This window comes from Arthrobacter sp. ZGTC412, assembly GCF_002929215.1.
Classification (GTDB): domain Bacteria; phylum Actinomycetota; class Actinomycetes; order Actinomycetales; family Micrococcaceae; genus Arthrobacter.
Genome location: NZ_PJII01000003.1, coordinates 207,037 through 225,818 on the forward strand (window position 1 = coordinate 207,037; position 18,782 = coordinate 225,818).

The 18,782-nt window shown below is 64.5% G+C and carries 20 protein-coding genes; 7 read left to right on the top strand and 13 right to left on the bottom strand.

Annotation, left to right across the window (positions count from 1 at the left end; translation table 11 throughout):
- Nucleotides 1-12: 12 nt before the first annotated feature.
- The 5 genes from CXQ88_RS05895 to CXQ88_RS05915 form a co-directional block, all read right to left on the bottom strand.
- Nucleotides 13-915, bottom strand: a complete 903-nt coding sequence (locus tag CXQ88_RS05895; protein ID WP_104043224.1) for a hypothetical protein — start codon at nt 913-915, stop codon at nt 13-15.
- Nucleotides 912-1,463: an RNA polymerase sigma factor gene (locus CXQ88_RS05900; RefSeq protein WP_104043394.1), complete on the bottom strand. Its 552-nt coding sequence runs from the start codon at nt 1,461-1,463 to the stop codon at nt 912-914. Before CXQ88_RS05900 ends, CXQ88_RS05895 begins: the two co-directional genes overlap by 4 nt.
- Nucleotides 1,464-1,755: 292 nt before the next feature.
- Nucleotides 1,756-2,106: a YegP family protein gene (locus tag CXQ88_RS05905; RefSeq protein WP_104043225.1), complete on the bottom strand. Its 351-nt coding sequence runs from the start codon at nt 2,104-2,106 to the stop codon at nt 1,756-1,758.
- A gap of 271 nt (nt 2,107-2,377) precedes the next feature.
- A complete protein-coding gene (locus tag CXQ88_RS05910; RefSeq protein ID WP_104043226.1) occupies nt 2,378-3,667 on the bottom strand; it encodes an adenylosuccinate synthase in 1,290 nt (429 codons plus the stop codon).
- Between the two features lie 263 nt (nt 3,668-3,930).
- Complete coding sequence (locus tag CXQ88_RS05915) at nt 3,931-4,992, bottom strand: M14 family zinc carboxypeptidase (protein WP_104043227.1); 1,062 nt, start codon at nt 4,990-4,992, stop codon at nt 3,931-3,933.
- A gap of 340 nt (nt 4,993-5,332) precedes the next feature.
- Between CXQ88_RS05915 and CXQ88_RS05920 the strand changes: the two genes are divergently transcribed.
- Nucleotides 5,333-6,538 (top strand): cobalamin-independent methionine synthase II family protein, encoded by a 1,206-nt coding sequence (locus tag CXQ88_RS05920; protein WP_104043228.1) that lies wholly within the window; start codon nt 5,333-5,335, stop codon nt 6,536-6,538.
- Between the two features lie 210 nt (nt 6,539-6,748).
- Entirely contained in the window at nt 6,749-7,390 is a 642-nt protein-coding gene (locus tag CXQ88_RS05925) for a uracil-DNA glycosylase (protein ID WP_104043229.1), read from the top strand.
- A gap of 117 nt (nt 7,391-7,507) precedes the next feature.
- Here the strand turns inward: CXQ88_RS05925 and CXQ88_RS05930 are convergent, their stop codons facing one another.
- The 3 genes from CXQ88_RS05930 to CXQ88_RS05940 form a co-directional block, all read right to left on the bottom strand.
- Nucleotides 7,508-7,927, bottom strand: coding sequence for a DUF3151 domain-containing protein (locus tag CXQ88_RS05930; RefSeq protein ID WP_104043230.1), 420 nt, complete (start codon nt 7,925-7,927; stop codon nt 7,508-7,510).
- Nucleotides 7,928-7,929: 2 nt separating this feature from the next.
- Entirely contained in the window at nt 7,930-8,949 is a 1,020-nt protein-coding gene (fbaA, locus tag CXQ88_RS05935) for a class II fructose-bisphosphate aldolase (RefSeq protein ID WP_104043231.1), read from the bottom strand.
- 231 nt (nt 8,950-9,180) lie between these two features.
- Nucleotides 9,181-9,861: a TrmH family RNA methyltransferase gene (locus CXQ88_RS05940; protein WP_373637708.1), complete on the bottom strand. Its 681-nt coding sequence runs from the start codon at nt 9,859-9,861 to the stop codon at nt 9,181-9,183.
- Between the two features lie 70 nt (nt 9,862-9,931).
- On the opposite strand from CXQ88_RS05940, the gene CXQ88_RS05945 reads away from it, so the two are divergent.
- Nucleotides 9,932-10,762 (top strand): HAD-IIA family hydrolase, encoded by an 831-nt coding sequence (locus tag CXQ88_RS05945; RefSeq protein WP_104043233.1) that lies wholly within the window; start codon nt 9,932-9,934, stop codon nt 10,760-10,762.
- Between the two features lie 6 nt (nt 10,763-10,768).
- Here CXQ88_RS05945 and CXQ88_RS05950 read toward each other — a convergent pair whose 3' ends face one another.
- From CXQ88_RS05950 to pyrE, 4 genes are all read right to left on the bottom strand, one after another.
- Nucleotides 10,769-11,809 (bottom strand): thioesterase domain-containing protein, encoded by a 1,041-nt coding sequence (locus tag CXQ88_RS05950; RefSeq protein WP_104043234.1) that lies wholly within the window; start codon nt 11,807-11,809, stop codon nt 10,769-10,771.
- An 80-nt stretch (nt 11,810-11,889) separates the two neighbouring features.
- The gene (locus tag CXQ88_RS05955; protein ID WP_104043235.1) at nt 11,890-12,540 is read right to left on the bottom strand and encodes a hypothetical protein; all 651 of its coding nucleotides are present in this window, start codon (nt 12,538-12,540) and stop codon (nt 11,890-11,892) included.
- Between the two features lie 85 nt (nt 12,541-12,625).
- Nucleotides 12,626-13,393, bottom strand: a complete 768-nt coding sequence (locus CXQ88_RS05960) for a GAF and ANTAR domain-containing protein (protein WP_104043236.1) — start codon at nt 13,391-13,393, stop codon at nt 12,626-12,628.
- Between the two features lie 130 nt (nt 13,394-13,523).
- Nucleotides 13,524-14,108: an orotate phosphoribosyltransferase gene (pyrE, locus tag CXQ88_RS05965; protein WP_104043237.1), complete on the bottom strand. Its 585-nt coding sequence runs from the start codon at nt 14,106-14,108 to the stop codon at nt 13,524-13,526.
- 74 nt (nt 14,109-14,182) lie between these two features.
- On the opposite strand from pyrE, the gene nadE reads away from it, so the two are divergent.
- The gene (gene nadE, locus CXQ88_RS05970) at nt 14,183-15,037 is read left to right on the top strand and encodes an ammonia-dependent NAD(+) synthetase (RefSeq protein ID WP_104043238.1); all 855 of its coding nucleotides are present in this window, start codon (nt 14,183-14,185) and stop codon (nt 15,035-15,037) included.
- Between the two features lie 114 nt (nt 15,038-15,151).
- Here the strand turns inward: nadE and CXQ88_RS05975 are convergent, their stop codons facing one another.
- Nucleotides 15,152-15,946 (bottom strand): IclR family transcriptional regulator, encoded by a 795-nt coding sequence (locus CXQ88_RS05975; RefSeq protein WP_104043239.1) that lies wholly within the window; start codon nt 15,944-15,946, stop codon nt 15,152-15,154.
- 183 nt (nt 15,947-16,129) lie between these two features.
- Here CXQ88_RS05975 and CXQ88_RS05980 point away from each other — a divergent pair, with 183 nt between their 5' ends.
- The 3 genes from CXQ88_RS05980 to CXQ88_RS05990 are packed head-to-tail and all read left to right on the top strand — an operon-like array spanning nt 16,130 to nt 18,766.
- On the top strand, nt 16,130-16,858 hold the full coding sequence (locus CXQ88_RS05980; protein ID WP_104043240.1) for a CoA transferase subunit A: 729 nt from the start codon (nt 16,130-16,132) through the stop codon (nt 16,856-16,858).
- 25 nt (nt 16,859-16,883) lie between these two features.
- Nucleotides 16,884-17,579, top strand: coding sequence for a 3-oxoacid CoA-transferase subunit B (locus tag CXQ88_RS05985; protein WP_104043241.1), 696 nt, complete (start codon nt 16,884-16,886; stop codon nt 17,577-17,579).
- Nucleotides 17,576-18,766: an acetyl-CoA acetyltransferase gene (locus CXQ88_RS05990; protein ID WP_104043242.1), complete on the top strand. Its 1,191-nt coding sequence runs from the start codon at nt 17,576-17,578 to the stop codon at nt 18,764-18,766. The genes CXQ88_RS05985 and CXQ88_RS05990 overlap by 4 nt, the downstream gene beginning before the upstream one ends.
- The last annotated feature ends 16 nt before the right edge of the window (nt 18,767-18,782 follow it).

Consider the following 18,782-nt stretch of genomic DNA (forward strand, 5'->3'; position numbering starts at 1 on the left):
CCACCGTGGCGGTTACCGGGTGAACTTCTGCAGCCATTTCGTCCCGGGCAGAGCCTTGACGGGCGCCCCGGCGGCGTTCGCACCCTGCCTGATGGCTCCCGGCACCGTATCTGCCCGTGCCCCCGGGACCGCTCCAGCCACGTGCTTTGACTCGCGCTGGGCGCCGGCTCCGTGGCCCACTGCCTGCTCCGGGAGCCCACCAGCGCCTTGGCTTTCCCTCCCGGCAGCTCCCGCGTCGCTCTTCCCGGCATCCGTGGCCAAGCCTTCCCCGCCGCCTCGTTGTGCCTCGGCGTTTCCTTGCGTCACTTGGCCGGGCGTGTTCGGTACCGGGACTTCCGGGACGCGGGGTGTGGCAGAGTGATCCTCCGCGGCGGGAGCGGTCACGGCGGATCCACCGCCAGTGACGTTTTCTTCGCTGACACCTGGCGGCAATACATCCTGCACCGCCGCTTCTGCGTCGTGTCCGTCCAGAGCATCCCGCAGTCCGGACTCAAGGGCGTTCGGCACAAGAAGACTCCAGGCAGGAGCCCAGCCTTCAAGAAGGTGTTGGATGGAGGGGCTGCCTGAGTGTCCTGGGACCGGAGTACTGGCGGCTACTCCGCCCACGCCAAGCCCCATCCCGGCTATCAGGGCGAGGCCAACCACAGTGGGCCGGTGTGCCCGAATCCGCCGGCGCTCCGCGAGATCGTCCCCGGGTCCGCTGTCCGAAATACCGCTCCTGCCACCCGGACCGCCAGCGGACTCGTCCTCGGATTCCGCCAGCAGCACGGCAAGTTCCCCGGACGGGGCCGGAGCGGGCAGCGAAGCCAGCGATCCCAGCGCAAGAAGGGCGGCGCGAAGCTCGGAGTTCTGCCTTTGTCCGGCGTCGAGGAGCATTTCCTCCACAATTTCCGGCAGCTGATTGGCTTGGGTCATGGCCTCAGGTACTCCTTCACTGCCGAAAGTTCCCGGAGTTTCCCCAGCGCACGCCGCTGAAGCTGCTTCACGGCGCCGGCGGTCCTGCCCATGACTTCAGCTGTCTGCTCGACGGTGTGTCCGGCAACGAGGCGAAGGGCCAGGACCTCGCGCTGATCCCGCGGCAACCCGTCCAGCAGGTTCAGGACCTCGCGTGGCGAAATACGCTCGAGGGCTTCCGCTTCGGCAGATGGGTCCTTCCGGTGGTCCAATTCGGGCTCAAAAGGCAGCTTGGAGGGCGTACGGCTCTGGCGTCGATGGTCGTCAACCATTCGCGCGTGGGCGACGGAGAAGATAAACGTACGGAGTCCCGCGGCACCTCCGTGGATGGTGTCGAGCCGTGGAAGGACGGAGAGGAACACTTCCTGCATGGCCGCCTCCGGATCTTCGACTCCCCGGGCGGTGAGATAGCCCAGGACCTGTGATGCATAAGTCCGGTAAACGACGCTGAAGACGGACGCCCCGGCGGCTTGATCCCGCAGGGCCCCGCCTGTCAGTGCATCAGTCACGGACATAGCGCTTTCAGTCAGAGAGGGGTTTATTTGAGGGGAAGGCTGGATTCCGTTCGCGGAACGCCTTTTCCCTGCATTACTTTACCGCTCAGTAACCGATGCCTATGCCCGCCACACGTGCGTTGCGGCTGGCTGAACCAGCTGCCCCTGCCCCCGGAAAGAGAAAGTGCCGGCCTGGAACGTGATGGGGGACAAGTTCCAGACCGGCGCTACATAGGGGTAATCGCTGCAGGCATATCAAGGGGTACGCCTTGCAGGAAAAAAGTTCAAAAACTTTTTGGCGGTACCTTCAACGGGCAACTGCAGTGGTCCAGCGGGGCTTGGTTCCCTGCCGGCGTGGTCCTTTTGCCAAAACGAACGTGTGCCCGGCGGGAGTGCGCCGGTCCTCGCAGTCAGCCGGGGCGGCCGCCGGCGCAAACACAGGAGCCCCCGCGGGGGCCGGACGCGCAACAGCGCCGGCCGGACAGAGGTCGGTGACCAGCCCGGTGCCGGCGCACTCACGAACGGCAGTAATTCCGGCAGCAAGGGCGGCTTTGTCCTCGAAGGGGCCAGAGACAGCCATCACTGAGCCATCCGGCGCCAGCAGCCGGAACCTGAAAAACGAATCTTGATCAACAAATGCTTCGAACTTTCCGGCCATAACGAATCCTTCCGTTCTGCGGGTACTGCCCAATTTGCGGTCCGTCGGGCAACGTCATCGGCGCCCGCCGGCACCAGCGATTGGGCTGGCCCGTATTCCGCGGCTGTGGTCGAACGATCGGTGATTAGGTCACCGGGTGTACCAAAGAGTCTCGCGGCTGCGCCCGCCGCCTGACAAGACCTGCCGCGTAAACCCTGTGTAAATTGACCCGGCCAAACAACAGCGGCGGGCCACCTTCGCAAGGTGGCCCGCCGTCGTAATTTCTGAAGCGTCAAACGTTGATGAGGTCGTTCACCACGATGGTCTGGTCCCGGTCCGGGCCCACACCAATTGCGGAGAAGCGCGTGCCGGACAGCTTCTCCAGGGCCAGGACGTAGTTGCGTGCGTTCTCCGGCAGGTCCGCCAGGGTCCGCGCACCGGTGATGTCCTCAGTCCAGCCCTCGAAGTATTCGAAGATCGGCACCGCGTGGTGGAACTCGGTCTGTGTCATGGGCATCTCGTCGTGGCGCACACCATCCACGTCGTAGGCCACACACACCGGAATCTGCTCGATGCCGGTTAGCACGTCCAGCTTGGTGACGAAATAGTCCGTGAAGCCGTTGACGCGGGAGGCATGGCGGGCCAGGACGGCGTCGTACCAGCCGCAGCGGCGCGGCCGGCCGGTGTTGACACCGAATTCACCACCGGTCTTCTGCAGGTACAAGCCCATCTCGTCGAAGAGTTCCGTGGGGAACGGGCCGGCGCCGACGCGTGTGGTGTAGGCCTTGATGATCCCGATGGAGCGGGAGATGCGGGTGGGTCCAATGCCCGAACCCACAGACGCACCGCCCGCGGTGGGGTTGGAAGAGGTAACGAACGGGTAGGTTCCGTGGTCCACGTCCAAAAATGTTGCCTGGCCGCCTTCCATCAGGACAACCTTGCCCTCGTCCAGGGCCGTGTTCAAGACCAGGGTGCTGTCGATGACCAAGGGGCGGAGCCGTTCGGCAAAGGACAGGAAGTACTCCACGATCTCATCCACCAGGACACCACGGCGGTTGTAAACCTTGACCAGGAGTTCGTTCTTCTGGCGCAGGGAACCTTCCACCTTTTGGCGGAGGATGGACTCGTCAAAAACGTCCTGGACCCGGATGCCCAGGCGGGCCACCTTGTCCATGTACGCAGGGCCGATGCCGCGCCCGGTGGTTCCGATGGCGCGGCTGCCGAGGAAGCGCTCCGTCACCTTGTCCAGCACCTGGTGGTACGGAGCGACAAGGTGGGCGTTCGCGGAGACGCGGAGCTTTGAGGTGTCGGCGCCGCGGGCCTGAAGGCCTTCGATCTCCTGGAAGAGTGCCTCGAGGTTGACCACGCAGCCGTTGCCGATAATAGGTACCGCATTGGGGCTGAGGATGCCTGCCGGAAGCAGCTTGAGTTCGTATTTTTCACCGCCTACGACGACGGTGTGCCCGGCGTTGTTGCCGCCGTTGGGCTTGACGACGTAGTCAACACGGCCGCCCAGCAGGTCGGTCGCCTTGCCTTTTCCTTCGTCGCCCCATTGGGCTCCTACGATCACAATTGCTGGCATGGGATCCTCCCCCATTCGTTCGGGCTGCCCGGGCCCCGCCACGATGTGGCAGGTCTGGCACAGCGCCGTTCATCAGAATGCCCCGGATGGACCGGCCTTCGCTGGTCTGCGGGGCAGCACAGCGACGCAAGAGTTCCGGGGCTCTTACCACCCAAGTTTAGCCGATCAGTTACTTTGTCCACTCGTTGGGCCGCCGCGGTCCTTCTTGCAGGGCAAAGGACCCTGCACCGGTGAAGGACCGCGGCGGACTGTCAGCGGTGATGCTATTCGTCGTCGGCTTCCTCGCCCGGACGGGAGGTCTGGGTGGTCAGGCCGTCCCAGAAGGAGGTATCGGCGTCGGTAATTGATCCGTCCGCAATCGCGGCGGCGGTGGCCGTCAGGGTGGTGACCGTCTGCTTAATCAGGTAGCCATTGCTCCGGAGCCCCAGGGCGTAGCCGTCCAGGTAGTGGTCGGACATGCCGCGCATCTCAAACAGGAGCGTCGCGATCCCATACTCCACGGCGATGCCATTACGGCTGATGGTTTCGGCGCTGCCGCCCACGTATTTGCCCAGGTGGCCCCAGCCGGTGGAGTCGACGTTGTGGAAAACGACGGAGCCCAACTGCTTGGACTTCTCCACCACAGCGGGATCGGCGTTGGGCGTGGTGGGGTAGAGGATGGACCCGGACACCAGCTCGCCGTCACGCTGGCTGCGGGTGCCCTGGTGGTGCAGGTCGATCATGTAGTCGATCTTGTACTTGCTCATCACGTTGTTGTGGAGCGCCTGTGTTTCCGGCTGGACCTTGGCCACATGGTCGCGGTTGAGGTCCACCTCTTCGGCGTTGTACCGCGTCATGTTGCGGTCACCCTTGGCCAGGTAATCGTCCAGCGGGAAGTTCACGTCTCCCATCGCACCGTCTGCGTTGAGCATCGGCACAATGAGGATGTTCACGCCGTCGAGAACATCCCCCGACTTTCCGGTGCCCAGGTGCTTGACGAATTCCAACGCGCCTTCGGTGGTGAGCTGCTCGTTGCCGTGCTGCTGGGTCAGGTAGAGGATGGTGGGCTTGGCTGGATCCGAGATGTACTTGACCAGGTGGATGTCCCGGCCTTTCACGGTCTGGCCGATGACTTCCAGCTCCATGGCGGGCTGGCGGGCGTCCTGGTCTTTGAGGAATGAGACCATCTGGTCGTAAGAGGCCAGCTTGGAGGTGGTGATCTGGCCGTTGCCGTCATAATTGGGGCCTTCGCCCACTGCGATGGCCGGAGCGGGCGCTGCCACTACGGCCAGAGCCAGGGCTCCCGAAACTGCCAGGGTCCTGAAGGTTGCCAGGGAATTTCTCACGGTGCGGTACCTCTTTCGAGTGCATTAGGTGCGGCCAGCCCGCCATGTCCCCCATCGCGGGCTGTGACAAAAGCCAACCAACCTGAACCAAACCTGTCAATGGACATAACAGTAATGCGCATTCAGTTATTACGTTCTGAAAGGCCGCTTCTGCGCCCCTTAGCGTTCCGACACAATCCGAGGCCGATTTGCTCCCGGGGAGCCGTCTGGATTTAGTGAGAGTAAACCATCCGGAGCGGCCGAGAGACCTGGATCGTTGACGCCGCAGCAACCCCAAAGTGCAGGTACATCCTGCCTGCGAAGGTGCTACTGCCAGGACCGATGGAAGGGAAATTCCAGCATGACCTTGAACACAAGCCATATCCGCGTCACCCACGCAGGTTCGTTGCCCCGCACCGCTGAGCTCATCGCCGCCAATGCCGCACGCGAGCAGAACCCTGCCGACGTCGGGGGCTACAACGAACTCCTCACCGCTTCCGTAGTGGACCTGGTCCAGCGCCAGCAAAGCCTCGGCGTAGATATCCCCAACGACGGCGAGTACGGGCACGCCATGTCCGCTTCGGTGGACTACGGCGCCTGGTGGTCCTACTCCTTCGCGCGCATGGGCGGGCTGGAGCTGGACAACGACGCCAAGTGGGCCGTTGAACCGAAGGAATCCACTCCGGGCAACGTCCAGTTGACGGGCTTCATCCACCGCCGTGACCGCACTATCTTCTCCGAGGCCTACAACGATCCCACCAGCGGAATCTTCACGGGTGGACCCAAGCCGTTCCCGAAGGTCACCGGACCGCTCGTCTACACCGGCCAGGAAGCGGTCGCCTCCGACATCGCCAACCTGAAGGCGGGGCTGGCCGCCACCGGGCTCACGGAAGGCTTTGTTGCAGCACTCTCCCCCGGCAGCGCCTCACGCATCACCAACGAGTACTACGCCACGGAGGAGGAGTACATCTACGCCTGCGCAGATGCGCTCCGCGAAGAGTACAAGGCCATCATTGACGCCGGCCTGATCCTGCAGATCGACGATCCCTCCATCGCCGAGAACTGGGACCAGATCAGCCCCGAGCCGAGCGTCGCAGACTACCTCACGTTCACGCAGATCCGCGTGGAGGCATTGAACTACGCCCTCCGCGGCCTTCCCGAGGAGCAGGTCCGCTTCCACCTCTGCTGGGGCTCCTGGCACGGCCCGCACACTACCGACCTTCCCCTTGCGGACCTGGTGGAGACCATGCTCCAGATCAACGCCGGCGGTTACTCCTTCGAGGCCGCAAACGTGCGCCACGAACACGAGTGGCGGGTCTGGGAGGACACCAAGCTTCCCGAGGGCAAGGTCATCATCCCAGGCATCGTCTCCCACGCCACCAACGTGGTGGAGCATCCGGACCTCGTGGCCGACCGGATTGTCCGGTTCGCCGAGGTTGTGGGCCGCGAGAACGTCATCGCCTCCACCGACTGCGGCCTCGGCGGCAGGGTCCACCCGCAAATCGCGTTCGCCAAGCTGGAATCACTGGGCGAGGGCGCACGCCGGGCCACCAAGCGGCTCTGGTAGCCAAAAGACACGTAACGGGAACGCCGGTTCCGTGCCCCGCCTGGATCGGGTGCGCGGGACCGGCGTTTCGTTTTGCGGAGCTTGCTAAACTGGTAAAGGCCGACCAGGAATCGGTCCACCCCATTTCAACCACCGCGGATGTCTGCGCCATCGTGCGCCCATTTTCCGAGGTGGCAGCAACACCAATCCCCGCAGGAGATCCAGCACTACATGACAGCCCTGGCACCCGAATCCTTTCATGATCAACTTCTGAGCCGCCGCTACGAACCCAATGTTGCAGCCGTCAACGAACTGTGCGATTCCCTGCAGGGAGCCAAGCCCGGCACGGTGGTGCCCTACGTGGACCCCATGCACGACGTCGACGAGTGCCGCATCATCAGCCTGTACTCCAACATCGGCGAGGCCGACCAGTCCGGTTTCATCACCCCCGGAGACCATGACGCTGCCACCCGGATGCTCGGCATCCAGTGGAAGCTCGGGCTGCGTCCCGAGTTCGTTATGCCGTGGAACGTCCACCCCTGGCACATCGCCGGAGAGCCCAACGGGAAGTTCACCCCGGACCAGATCTCCGCCGGTCTCAAGCCGCTGCTCAAGTTCCTGGCACTGGTTCCGCGCGCTTCGGTGATCGTGGCACACGGCACGGAAGCCAACCGCCTGGCCAACCTGCTGCTGAAGACCGAAGTGCCGCTGCTCTGGCGCCGCGGCCTAAAGACCTACAAGGTGCGCTCCCTCAGCGGCCGCGCCTTCGCCGGTTCTCCTGCCCGCCAGGAGGAGTACCTCGAGGACATGCGCGTGGCCTACGCCGACGCGATGGCACGGACCGGGCTCCAGAAGTCCCCATCCGCACCCTAACCTCGCAAGCTCGGCCAGGGAACCCTGCGGACGTGGGCCCATCTCACCGGTAACGACGGCGGGCGGTCACCTTTTTCGGAAAAGGTGACCGCCCGCCGTCGAACTTTAACCTTCAGGTCAGCCTTCGATGGCTGCTTTCGCTGCCGGGTCGGAGTCGTTCAAGAACTTTTCGATCCGCTCCGGCTCCTCCGCTTCGCCGATCGCGGCAGATGCACGACCCAAGGAGTACAGCGCCCGCAGGAAGCCACGGTTGGGCTCATGCTCCCACGGAATGGGTCCCACGCCGCGCCAGCCGTTGCGGCGCAGCGAGTCCAGTCCCCGGTGGTAGCCCACCCGTGAGTAAGCGTAGGAGTCGATGGTCCGTCCCTCATCCCAGGCCTCTTCGGCGAGCACGGCCCACAACAGCGAGGACGTAGGGTGCTTGGCTACGAGATCAAGGGCTTCCTCGCCCGCTTCCAGCTGCTGGTAGACCTCAGTCTCAGCAGGCAGCAGCGTGGGCTCGGGGCCCATCAGGTTTTTGCGGAACTCGTCGGACATTCCTAGAAGGTCTTTCCGGCGGATCCGAGCTGCTTGGTAGCTTCGACCACGCGGGCTGCCAGTCCGGCTTCGGCCGAGGCGCCCCAGACGCGGGGATCGTAGGTCTTCTTGTTGCCAACTTCGCCGTCAACCTTCAGGACGCCGTCGTAGTTGCGGAACATGTGATCGGCCACGGGACGCGTGTAGGCGTACTGGGTGTCGGTGTCGATGTTCATCTTGATGGTGCCATAGGAGACCGCGTCGGCGATTTCCTGGTCCGACGAGCCCGAGCCGCCGTGGAACACGAGGTCGAACGGGCTGTCCTTGCCGATCTTCGCGCCCACCTGCGCCTGGATGTCCTTGAGGATCTCCGGACGGAGCTTCACGCCACCGGGCTTGTAGACGCCGTGAACGTTGCCAAAGGTCAGTGCCGTGATGTAGCGGCCGTTCTCGCCGGCGCCCAAGGCATCGATGGTGGCCAGGGCGTCCTCGACGGTGGTGTAGAGCTTTTCGTTGATCTCGTGCTCAACGCCGTCCTCTTCGCCGCCCACGGTGCCAATCTCGACCTCAAGGATCATCTTGGCGGCAGCGGTGCGCTCAAGCAGTTCGCGGGCGATGCGCAGGTTTTCCTGCAGGGTCTCGGCGGAGCCGTCCCACATGTGGGAGTTGAACAGCGGATTGCGGCCGGCCTTGACCTCAGCCTCGGAAGCTGCGAGCAGGGGCAGCACAAAACTGTCCAGCTTGTCCTTGGGGCAGTGGTCCGTGTGCAGCGCGATGTTGACGTTGTAGTTCTTGGCAACTTCGCGGGCGAAAGCGGCGAAGCCGAGGGAACCGGCAACCATGTCCTTGGTGGAGGCGCCGGACCAGTAGGCCGCACCGCCGGTGGAGACCTGGACGATGCCGTCGGACTCAGCTTCGGCGAAGCCGCGGAGGGCTGCGTTCAGCGTCTGGGAGGACGTCACGTTCACGGCCGGGAATGCGAAGCCGCCCGCCTTTGCGCGGTCGATCATCTCGGAGTAGATCTCTGGGGTTGCAATGGGCATGCTGACTCCTATGCTGAGGTTCGTCTGTGGGCTGGTAACCCTGGAGTACCGCTTACGGCTAGCACCATCCTAGCCATTTCCGCGCAGGGAGTGCTGTGGGTTACGCCCCACCCGCACCCTAGCCTCGCAAGTCCGCGCCGGCTCCCTACCCTCGCAAGCTCGGGCCGGGGCCCTCGCCGGAGCCGCTCCGCGGCCAGGGAACCCTGCGGGCGGGGGCCCACCACCCGCACCCTACACGTGCTGGTTGAACACGTACCGGCGCACCCAGGCATGCATGGCAATGGCCGCCGCCGAGGCTGCGTTGATGGATCTGGTGGAGCCGAACTGCTCGATGGACAGGGTGGCGAGGGCCGCCTCGTGGACTTCGGGCGTCAGCCCCGGCCCTTCCTGGCCGAACACCAGCACGCAGTCTTTGGGCAGTTCGTAGGTTTCCAGCGGCACCGAGTCCGGGAAGATGTCGATCCCGATGATCGCCAGCCCCTCCCCCTGGGCCCAGGCAACGAAGTCGTCCACGGTGGGGTGGTGGCGGACGTGCTGGTAGCGGTCGGTGACCATGGCGCCGCGGCGGTTCCACCGCCGTCGGCCGATGATGTGCACCTCCTTGGCGAGGAACGCATTGGCGGTTCGGACCACAGTGCCGATGTTGAGGTCGTGCTGCCAGTTTTCGATGGCCACGTGGAAGTTGTGGCGCCGGGAGTCCAGCTCCGCCACGATCGCCTCATGCTTCCAGTAGCGGTACTTGTCCAGCACATTGCGGCGGTCGCCGTCCGCGAGGAGATCGGGGTCCCAATGGTCGCCTTCCGGCAGCTCGCCTTCCCAGGGCCCGACGCCGACTTCCGGCTTTTCGCCCGGAACCTCCCCGGCAGGTGCCTCTTCAGGCTGCTCCGGCTCTGGTTGGGGTTCGGACGTCATACCGGGCGTTTGATTCACCCCTCAACACTAGACTGGACCTTTCGGGCTTTCATCACCGGCGGAGGTAGGCATGGCAGAAGCGGACAAGGTTAAAGGGTCACCATCGGTATACCGCAGCGGGCAGGACATTGAGTGCTGGCTGACGGACATGGACGGCGTCCTGGTCCACGAAAACCAGGCAGTGCCAGGCGCCGCGGAGCTTATCCAGCGCTGGGTGGACACGTCCAAGCGCTTCCTGGTGCTCACCAACAACTCCATCTTCACGCCACGCGACCTCGCCGCGCGGCTGCGTGCCTCTGGGCTGGAGGTTCCCGAGGAGAACATCTGGACCTCAGCCCTTGCCACCGCCCAGTTCCTCAAGAACCAGGTGGAGGGTTCTGGGTCCGGGAACCGCGCCTACACCATCGGCGAGGCAGGACTGACGACGGCGCTGCACGAGGCCGGCTTTATCCTCACCGACCAGGACCCGGACTTTGTGGTGCTGGGCGAGACCCGCACGTATTCCTTTGAGGCCATCACCATGGCCATCCGCCTGATCCTGGCCGGGGCACGGTTCATCGCAACGAACCCTGACGCCACGGGCCCGTCCAAGGACGGGCCCATGCCTGCTACCGGCGCCATCGCGGCGTTGATCAGCAAGGCCACCGGCCGGGAGCCGTACATCGTGGGCAAGCCCAACCCGATGATGTTCCGCTCCGCCATGAACCAGATTGACGCGCACTCCGAAACCACCGCCATGATCGGGGACCGGATGGACACGGACATCATCGCCGGTATGGAAGCCGGGCTGCACACCGTCCTGGTCCTGAGCGGCATCACCAAGCGCGAAGAGATCGGTTCGTATCCTTTCCGGCCCAACCAGGTGTTGGATTCCGTTGCTGACCTGAAGAACCAGATCTAGGTCCAGCTAGAAGACGGTGACCCGGGATCCGCCGCGGGGCAGCGGGAAGTTCTCGTCCAGCAGCTCCTGCAGGATGGGGCGGTAGATGTTCGGGTTCCAGCCCGGGCTGGCGTGGGCAGGAGCTGCGCCTTCGGTCTGAAGCCCGCTGGACACCATGTTTGCCTTGTACGCCACCGACCACGCTTCAACGGCCGTTTGATAGCGGACGGTGGTATCCCGCCGGTTGCCGATGTAGGCCATTTTGGCGCCCCCTATCCTGTCCGCGAACCGGGTACCGTCAAAGTGGTAGATGTAGGCGGATTCGGATTGGACGAGCAGGCTGGACGGCGCGATCGGTGACAGTTGCTCGAGCGTCTGGTCAAGGATCTGCCGCCAGCTCCGTTCGTCCTTATGGATGACGCGCTCCCCGAGTTCGTACCCGCCGCGCAGGGTGGATGGGAACCGGAAACCCCGCTCGTAGAGGAACACCACGCCGTCGAACCAGCTCTGGTCCAGGACGTCGTGCTTGCTGTACGGGCTGGAGTCCAGCACGATGAGTTCCGCTTCCACACCATGGAGTTCCAGCAGTCGGGCGGCTACCTGGGTGGCCACCATTCCGCCGAAGCTGTGTCCGTAGAAGAACAGCTTGGTGAGCTTCTGGGCACGGACGTGCTCAATCACGGCGATGACCACCTCATCGATGTCCAGGCCCAGGTTGGAATAGCCGACGGCGGCGAGCCGCGCGCGCTTATTCAGCGTGCCCCGGAGGGAGTTCAGGATCCACTGCGCCTCCTCCCAGCTGGTTTTATAGCCGGGGAACAGGAACCAACTGGCGTCCGCGTAGTAAGCATCAGCGAAGTCGTCGGCAAGAGGAAGGATCCGGTTCGTCTGGCGGGCGGACTGCACCTGGCGGGTGAGCAGCATGTCCGCGGCAAGCAGGCCGGACACGCCTGCTCCCGAGAGGAATCCCCGGCGGGAGAACTGTTTAAGGGCAGCGGCATCTTGCAGCAGCCGGACTCCGGAAGCCCCGCGCCGGTCCTGCGGATTTACTTCCCCCTCGTATGGCACACCACTACCGTAGGCACACCGGAAGACACCGCCGCAAGGAGCCGCCGGTAACCTTTCAGTGACGCCCGGTCAATAGGTGCTCAGCTGGCAGCCTGTCCTTCCGCGGCCGGAAACGGCGCTGAAGCGTCCTGCTGGCGGCGCAGCATCTCCTGACCGATGTCGTCGTACCGGCCGAGCAGGTCCGACCCCGGGAAAGCGGCGGGGTTGTCCAAAAGGGTGAAGAGGGTGTCGCTGGCAAGCAGTAGTTCCTCATCCGAGTAATCATGCAGCGCCCGGCCGCAGAGCACCTCAAACCCGGTGAGGTCCAGCAGCGGGATCTCTGCTTCGCCAGGAAAAGCAGCCGTGAAACCAAGGGCGTCCATGTCTGCAGCGCCGCCGACGGAAAAACCGTCGAGGATCGTCAGCGGTTGCCCGGCGGGGGAAGGCGCTGCAGCCCAGTCCTCGCCCGCAGGAGAAAGGTCAAGGGACACCCCGGAGCCGTAAATGCCCGGCAGGCTGCCGGCGTCGATGGCGTTGAGGTCACTGCGAAGGCCTGCGAGGGCCGCGGACTCGACCATGGCAGCGCGGGAAAGCTCAACCCGGATGTGGGAACGGATCCCCATCCTCCTGATGCGGCGGATGATCTGAACAAGCCCGGGGCGGGAGTCCTGGTTCAGGCTCCCCCGGACGTCAATGCGGACAAGGTCCGCGGGGACATCGAGGTTAACGAGGGTATCTAGTGCGCGGTCCATAGGTACTCCAAAAGAGGGGGTCTATGGCCGACGGCTCAACCTTGGTAAGCGTAACCTCCAGCAGGAGTCGGGCACAACCCGTTAGTCACGCGGTTTGGTCGGCCTGGCGCTGCCCCGGTTCCTGGTAATGCGTCCGCGTACCCACGCCCCCGACGGAGTCCACCAATGATTTTGCGATATCCCGCAGCTTGGTGTTGCTGTTGCTGGAAGCCTCGGTGAGGATGCTGACCGCCGCCTCCTGGCTGCACCTGTTCTGTGCCATCACAATGCCAATGGCGATGTCTATGACGGTTCTGGATTCCAGGGTTGCCCGGAGATTCGCGGCGCTGTCCGTATGAAGCGAGAACCGCACCGCCAGCCGGAGTGCCTGCGAAATTTCCCTTGTATAGCCCCTGGCCTTTGCCGTGGCGCGTTCGTCGAACTTGAACGGGACGTCGGAGTAGAGGTTCAGTGCGGCCTTTGCCTCGCCTTGCAAATTAAACGGCAGCGAGAGCACAGACCGCAGGCCGTGTGATGCCACCGCGGACGCATAGTCCGGGCCCCAGCGGTCTTCCTCGAACAGGTCGGGAACGTGGACTTCGCGGTCCTCTTCGGCGGCGGTGAGGCAAGGGCCCTGCGACAAGGAATACTGGATTTCGTCAACTTCGCGGGCCGAGTCGCTGCTCCAGCCAATGGTGGCGGCCTTCCGGTCGCGGAGCAGGGTGATGCCGCAAAGGGCGTCCTCGCCGTTGCCGGCCACCTGATGCGCGGAAAACCGCGCCAGTTCGTTCAGGAAGCCCTCAAAATCGGCGCTTTCCAGAATAAGGTTCTGGATCTGGGCAGTGGTGTTCAAGGGTTCTTCAAGGGGCAGCATTGTGCACGTTCTCCGTACGGGGTACTAGAGGGGATACCAAATCATAGGGCACCCCCGTGTCCCGAACCAACAAAGTCTGAACCAAAAAGCAACCGGGGCACGCACGCCCCGGCTGCCTGGGCAAACGTGGCTACGACAGCCCGAGCTCGTCCTTGCCGAACGCGAACAGGTAGGGAACCCCCGTCTCCGCTTCGATCTTTTCCTTGGCACCGGTGTTTCGGTCCACAATGACGGCGACGGCGACCACGTTGCCACCGGCCTTCCGGACTCCCTCTACTGCGGTCAGCGCCGAACCGCCCGTGGTGGAGGTGTCCTCGAGAACCAGGACCTTGCGGCCCTCCACGGACGGGCCCTCCACCTGGCGGCCCATGCCGTAGGACTTCTGGGCCTTGCGGACCACAAACGCGTCAACCGTCCGGCCGGCGTCCACCGCAGCGTGCATCACGGCGGTACCCACGGGGTCGGCGCCCATGGTGAGTCCGCCCGCGCACTCAAAGTCGATTCCGGCGTCGTCCGCCAGGGCCAGCATTACCTGGCCCACGAGCTTGGAGGCCTCGTGGTGCAGGGTGATGCGGCGGAGGTCGATGTAGTAATCGGCTTCGGCTCCGCTGGAAAGGATTACCTTGCCGCGGACCACGGCGAGTTCCTTGATCAGTTCCAGCAGGCGGGCGCGGGCGGCTGCAGGTTCTACTGCAGTGTCACTGGGGGAAGTCATGGACTCCAGTTTAGTGGGGGCGGGCCGGTGTGGATGCTTGGGGCTCATTGACACCGCTGGTTAGGCTGGACCATATGCGCGAACTCCAGGCCAGGATCATTGAGGAAATGGGCGTCCAGCCCCGGATCGACCCCGCCGGGGAGGTGCGCAAGCGCGTCACATTCTTGAAGGACTACCTGAAAGCCACCCACACCAAGGGCTTTGTCCTGGGCATTTCAGGCGGCCTGGACTCGTCCCTGGCCGGAAAGCTGGCCCAGTTGGCGGTCGAGGAACTTGAGGCCGAGGGCGTGGACGTAAACTTCGTGGCCGTGCGGCTGCCCTATGGCGTCCAGCACGACGAGGAGGACGCCCAGGCTGCCCTGGACTTCATCCAACCCAAGACAGAGTGGACGTTCAACATCTCGGCCGCCGTGGACGGCTTCGAGGACGAGTTCGAAAAGACGGTGGGCTCGGAAATTTCCGACTTCCATAAGGGCAACACCAAGGCACGCACCCGCATGATCGCACAGTACGCCCTGGCCGGAGAGCACAACTACCTGGTCCTCGGCACCGACCACGGCGCTGAATCCGTTACCGGCTTTTTCACCAAGTACGGCGACGGCGGCGCGGACATCCTTCCGCTGTTTGGCCTGAACAAGAGGCAGAACCGCGCCCTGCTGGCCGAGCTCGGCGCGCCCGCCCGCGTCTGGGAAAAGGTGCCCACGGCGGACCTGCTGGATGGTAAGCCGGGCCGCACCGACGAGGATGAGCTGGGCCTGAGCTACGACCAGATCGACGATTACCTGGAGGGCCGGGACGTTTCAGAGTCCGTGGCTGAGCTGATCGAAGAAAAGTACCTGCGGACCCGGCACAAGCGCACCGTCCCCGTGACCATCTTTGACACCTGGTGGAAGCACCAGGGCCCAGAAGAAGCGCGCGCCGGGCTGTAGTTCCGCCGGGCAAGTCCTCAAGCGCTGAATATCCCCACCTTTGGGGAAGCACGACGGCGCGTCGCACCGAAAGGGCGGCGCGCCGTCGTTATTCCAGGGCAAAGCCGGGGAGACTCAGCGGCCCCGCCGGCCTTTTCCGTCCCCACCCAGCTGCTGGGTGATGCGGTGCGCCTCGGCCATCAGGAGGTTGCCCAGCTCTTCCTGCCGCTCGGGCTTGAAGCGTGGCTCTATCCCCGTGAGGGAAAGCGCCCACGCGGGCCTGCCCGACGCGTCGAACACCGCGGCGCCCATCCCCCAACTGCCCTCCAGCACCAGCCCGGGATTCACCGAGTAGCCAGCCTGCCTGGTCTGGGCGAGGTTGGCCCGGACCAGTTCTTGTGTGTGCGCTGCGGCGAAAGCACCCGCGTGCTCCGCCCAGCTGTGCAGCAGCTCCTCCTGCTCGGGCTCGGGCAGGAAAGCCATGATCGCAGTCCCTGCAGAGGCAACACCCAGCGGGAAGCGCACGCCCTCGTGCAGCACAAAGGACCGGACCGGAAAGCTTCCCTCCTCGCGCAGCAGGCATACCGTCTCCGAACCCCGGCGGATGGAAAAGAAGGCACTTTCACCGGTGGCCTCGGCAAGCCTGCGGAGGCTGGGCCGGGCAATGTCCTCAAGCGGAAATCGGGCAGCTGCCACTGATCCCATCAGGAGCATTTCCGGGCCCAGCACCCAGTTGCCGCTGCCGGCGTCGTGATCCAGCAGTCCTTCCGACGCGAGGGAGGAAAGCAGCCGGTGGACAGTGGGCCGGGTAAGGCCCGATTCCCTCACCAGCGCGGACAACTGCATCCCCTCCGCACTGCGTCCCACGAGCCGCAGCAGCCCGGCGATGCGGCTGACTACCTGGGCGCCCTGTACCGGCGAACTAGTCATTTTCCCTCCTACGGTATCCAGATTATGGACTTCAATAATCCTATCGTCCACACTGTAGAACTCCTCTCTTATTCAGCAATTTCCGGTCTTGACAGCGCTTCTTCGCCGCCCGTAGTGTCCATTTTCAGAGCCCGCGTCCACAAGATGGACCAACCGCTGCGGGAATCTCAACGAGGAGGCCCCATGTCCAAACTTCAGCCATCAGCCGCCGTCGCCCTGGAGGAGGCACTGCAGGACGGCATCACGCTTGCCGTCGGCGGGTTCGGCCTGAGCGGCATCCCCGCGGACCTGATCGAGGCCGTCCGTGATTCGGGGATCAAGGACCTGACGGTGGTCTCGAACAACATGGGTGTGGACGGCAAGGGCCTGGGCATCCTGATCGAAGCCGGTCAGGTCCGCAAGGTGATTGCCAGCTACGTGGGCGAAAACAAGCTCTTCGCCAAGCAGTACCTCGCCGGCAAGCTGGAGGTGGAGTTCACCCCACAGGGCACGCTTGCCGAGCGGCTCCGGGCCGGCGGCGCCGGCATCCCTGCCTTCTACACCAAAACCGGCGTGGGCACCCTGGTTGCAGAAGGCAAGCCGCACGAGGTGTTCGACGGCGAAACGTACGTCCAGGAGCGCGCCATCCGGGCCGACGTCGCGCTGGTCCACGCGCATACCGCTGACACGGACGGCAACCTGGTCTACCGCTACACCGCCAGGAACTTCAACCCGGTTGTTGCGACGGCGGGGCTCCTCACCATCGCGGAAGCCGAGGTGGTCGTGGAACCGGGCGAGCTAGATCCGAACCACATCGTCACGCCGGGAGTGTTTGTCCAGCGCCTGGTCCAGGCGAAGGACCGGGTCAAGGACATCGAACAGCGCACCGTCCGGCCGGCCGCCTCCCGCAATGCCGCGCCCGTACCGGCCTAACCACCACGAACCCAAGGAGAACCCCATGGCCTGGACCAGGGATGAAATGGCTGCCATCGCGGCCGAAGAACTGAACGACGGCGACTACGTAAACCTTGGCATCGGGATCCCCACGCTCGTGGCCAACAACCTGCCCGCTGGCGTCCGGGTTGTGCTGCAAAGCGAAAACGGCCTCCTGGGCATGGGACCCTTCCCCTACGAGGGCGAGGAGGACGCCGACCTCATCAACGCCGGCAAGCAGACCGTCACGGTGTTGCCCGGCGGAAGCATCTTCGACTCCGCCACGTCCTTCGGCATGATCCGGGGCGGGCACGTCAAGGTTGCCATCCTGGGAGCCATGCAGGTTTCCGGCAGCGGCGACCTCGCCAACTGGACCATCCCCGGCAAGATGGTCAAGGGAATGGGCGGGGCTATGGACCTCGTGGCCGGGACCCCGCGCGTGGTGGTCCTCACCGAGCACAACGCCAAGGACGGCAGCGCCAAGATCGTGCGGGAGTGCACGCTTCCCCTGACCGGCCTTGCGGTGGTTGACCGCATCATCAGCGACGTCGCGGTCTTTGACCTCGTGAAGAACGACGGCGGCGGGCGGCAGCTCACGCTCACCCGCTTGGCGCAAGGGGTCACAGTTGAGGAAATCCGCGAAAAGACGGAGGCAGAGTTCACCGTTGCCCTGGACGAACCGGAACCGGCGGCAGCTGCCCTCGAAGGGGCCCGGGCATGAGCCTTCAGGAACAGTTCGGCAAGGATGTCCTGCTGACCGGCTGGGGGCACAGCCGCTTCGGCAAGCTGACGGAGGAGACCCTGGAGTCCCTGATCCTCCAGGTGGCCACCGAGGCCATCGCCAACTCCGGCATCGAGCCGGGCCAGATCGACGAAATCTACCTGGGCCAATTCAACTCCGGGATGATGCCGCTGGCATTTCCGTCGTCGCTGGCGCTACAGGTCTCCCACGATCTGGCGAACGTTCCCGCCACACGGGTGGAGAACGCCTGCGCCTCCGGCTCCGCGGCATTCCAGCAGGGCACCAAGTCCCTACTGGCCGGCACGGCGAAAACGGTTCTGGTGATCGGCGCGGAAAAGATGACCCACGCGGGCGCCGACGTTGTAGGTGCAGGCCTGCTGGGCGCCGACTACGACATGGCCGGTAAGGCATCCACCACCGGTTTCACCGGACTCTTTGCCGAGGTGGCCAAGCACTACGGGAAGCGTTACGGCGCCGGAAACCTGGGTGACGTCCTGGGCAGCATCGCGGCGAAGAACCACCGCAACGGCGTGGACAACCCGTACGCCCAGCTTCGAAAGGACCTTGGCGAGGAGTTCTGCCGCACGGTCTCTGACAAGAACCCGATGGTGGCCGATCCGCTGCGCCGCACCGACTGCTCCCCCGTGTCGGACGGCGCCGCCGCCGTCGTGCTGTCCACCTCGCCGACCGGTGGTGCCACTTCCCCGGTGCGGCTTGCCGGCTTTGGCCACGCCAACGACTTCTTCCCGGCATCCCGCCGGGATCCGGTTGCCTTCAACGCCACCCGGGTGTCCTGGCAGCGCGCGCTGGAAATGGCCGGCATCGGGCTGGAGGGCCTCGACTTCGCCGAGGTTCATGACTGCTTCACCATCGCCGAACTGCTGATGTACGAGGCGATGGGCCTGACCGAACCGGGCCAGGGCGCCCAAGCCATCGAGGAAGGCTGGGTGTACAAGGACGGCAAGCTGCCCATCAACGTGTCCGGAGGCCTGAAGGCCAAGGGCCATCCAGTGGGAGCGACCGGCGTCTCGCAGCACGTCATCGCCGCCATGCAGCTGACCGGAACCGCGGGCGGCATGCAGCTTGCCAACCCGCGACGTGCCGCAGTCCAGAACATGGGCGGCGTGGGCATCGCCAACTACGTCAGCGTCCTCGAGGCCGTGTAGCGTAGCTGGGTTTTCC

Excerpts from the sequence above, each read along its gene's own strand:
- CXQ88_RS05955 (WP_104043235.1), bottom strand. The coding sequence starts at position 12,540 with ATGGACCGCGCACTAGATACCCTCGTTAACCTCGATGTCCCCGCGGAC.
- CXQ88_RS05940 (WP_373637708.1), bottom strand. The coding sequence starts at position 9,861 with ATGACGTCCGAACCCCAACCAGAGCCGGAGCAGCCTGAAGAGGCACCT.
- CXQ88_RS05960 (WP_104043236.1), bottom strand. The coding sequence starts at position 13,393 with ATGCTGCCCCTTGAAGAACCCTTGAACACCACTGCCCAGATCCAGAAC.
- CXQ88_RS05980 (WP_104043240.1), top strand. The coding sequence starts at position 16,130 with ATGTCCAAACTTCAGCCATCAGCCGCCGTCGCCCTGGAGGAGGCACTG.
- CXQ88_RS05930 (WP_104043230.1), bottom strand. The coding sequence starts at position 7,927 with ATGTCCGACGAGTTCCGCAAAAACCTGATGGGCCCCGAGCCCACGCTG.
- CXQ88_RS05945 (WP_104043233.1), top strand. The coding sequence starts at position 9,932 with ATGGCAGAAGCGGACAAGGTTAAAGGGTCACCATCGGTATACCGCAGC.
- pyrE (WP_104043237.1), bottom strand. The coding sequence starts at position 14,108 with ATGACTTCCCCCAGTGACACTGCAGTAGAACCTGCAGCCGCCCGCGCC.
- fbaA (WP_104043231.1), bottom strand. The coding sequence starts at position 8,949 with ATGCCCATTGCAACCCCAGAGATCTACTCCGAGATGATCGACCGCGCA.
- nadE (WP_104043238.1), top strand. The coding sequence starts at position 14,183 with ATGCGCGAACTCCAGGCCAGGATCATTGAGGAAATGGGCGTCCAGCCC.
- CXQ88_RS05990 (WP_104043242.1), top strand. The coding sequence starts at position 17,576 with ATGAGCCTTCAGGAACAGTTCGGCAAGGATGTCCTGCTGACCGGCTGG.
- CXQ88_RS05895 (WP_104043224.1), bottom strand. The coding sequence starts at position 915 with ATGACCCAAGCCAATCAGCTGCCGGAAATTGTGGAGGAAATGCTCCTC.
- CXQ88_RS05985 (WP_104043241.1), top strand. The coding sequence starts at position 16,884 with ATGGCCTGGACCAGGGATGAAATGGCTGCCATCGCGGCCGAAGAACTG.
- CXQ88_RS05920 (WP_104043228.1), top strand. The coding sequence starts at position 5,333 with ATGACCTTGAACACAAGCCATATCCGCGTCACCCACGCAGGTTCGTTG.
- CXQ88_RS05975 (WP_104043239.1), bottom strand. The coding sequence starts at position 15,946 with ATGACTAGTTCGCCGGTACAGGGCGCCCAGGTAGTCAGCCGCATCGCC.
- CXQ88_RS05910 (WP_104043226.1), bottom strand. The coding sequence starts at position 3,667 with ATGCCAGCAATTGTGATCGTAGGAGCCCAATGGGGCGACGAAGGAAAA.
- CXQ88_RS05925 (WP_104043229.1), top strand. The coding sequence starts at position 6,749 with ATGACAGCCCTGGCACCCGAATCCTTTCATGATCAACTTCTGAGCCGC.
- CXQ88_RS05905 (WP_104043225.1), bottom strand. The coding sequence starts at position 2,106 with ATGGCCGGAAAGTTCGAAGCATTTGTTGATCAAGATTCGTTTTTCAGG.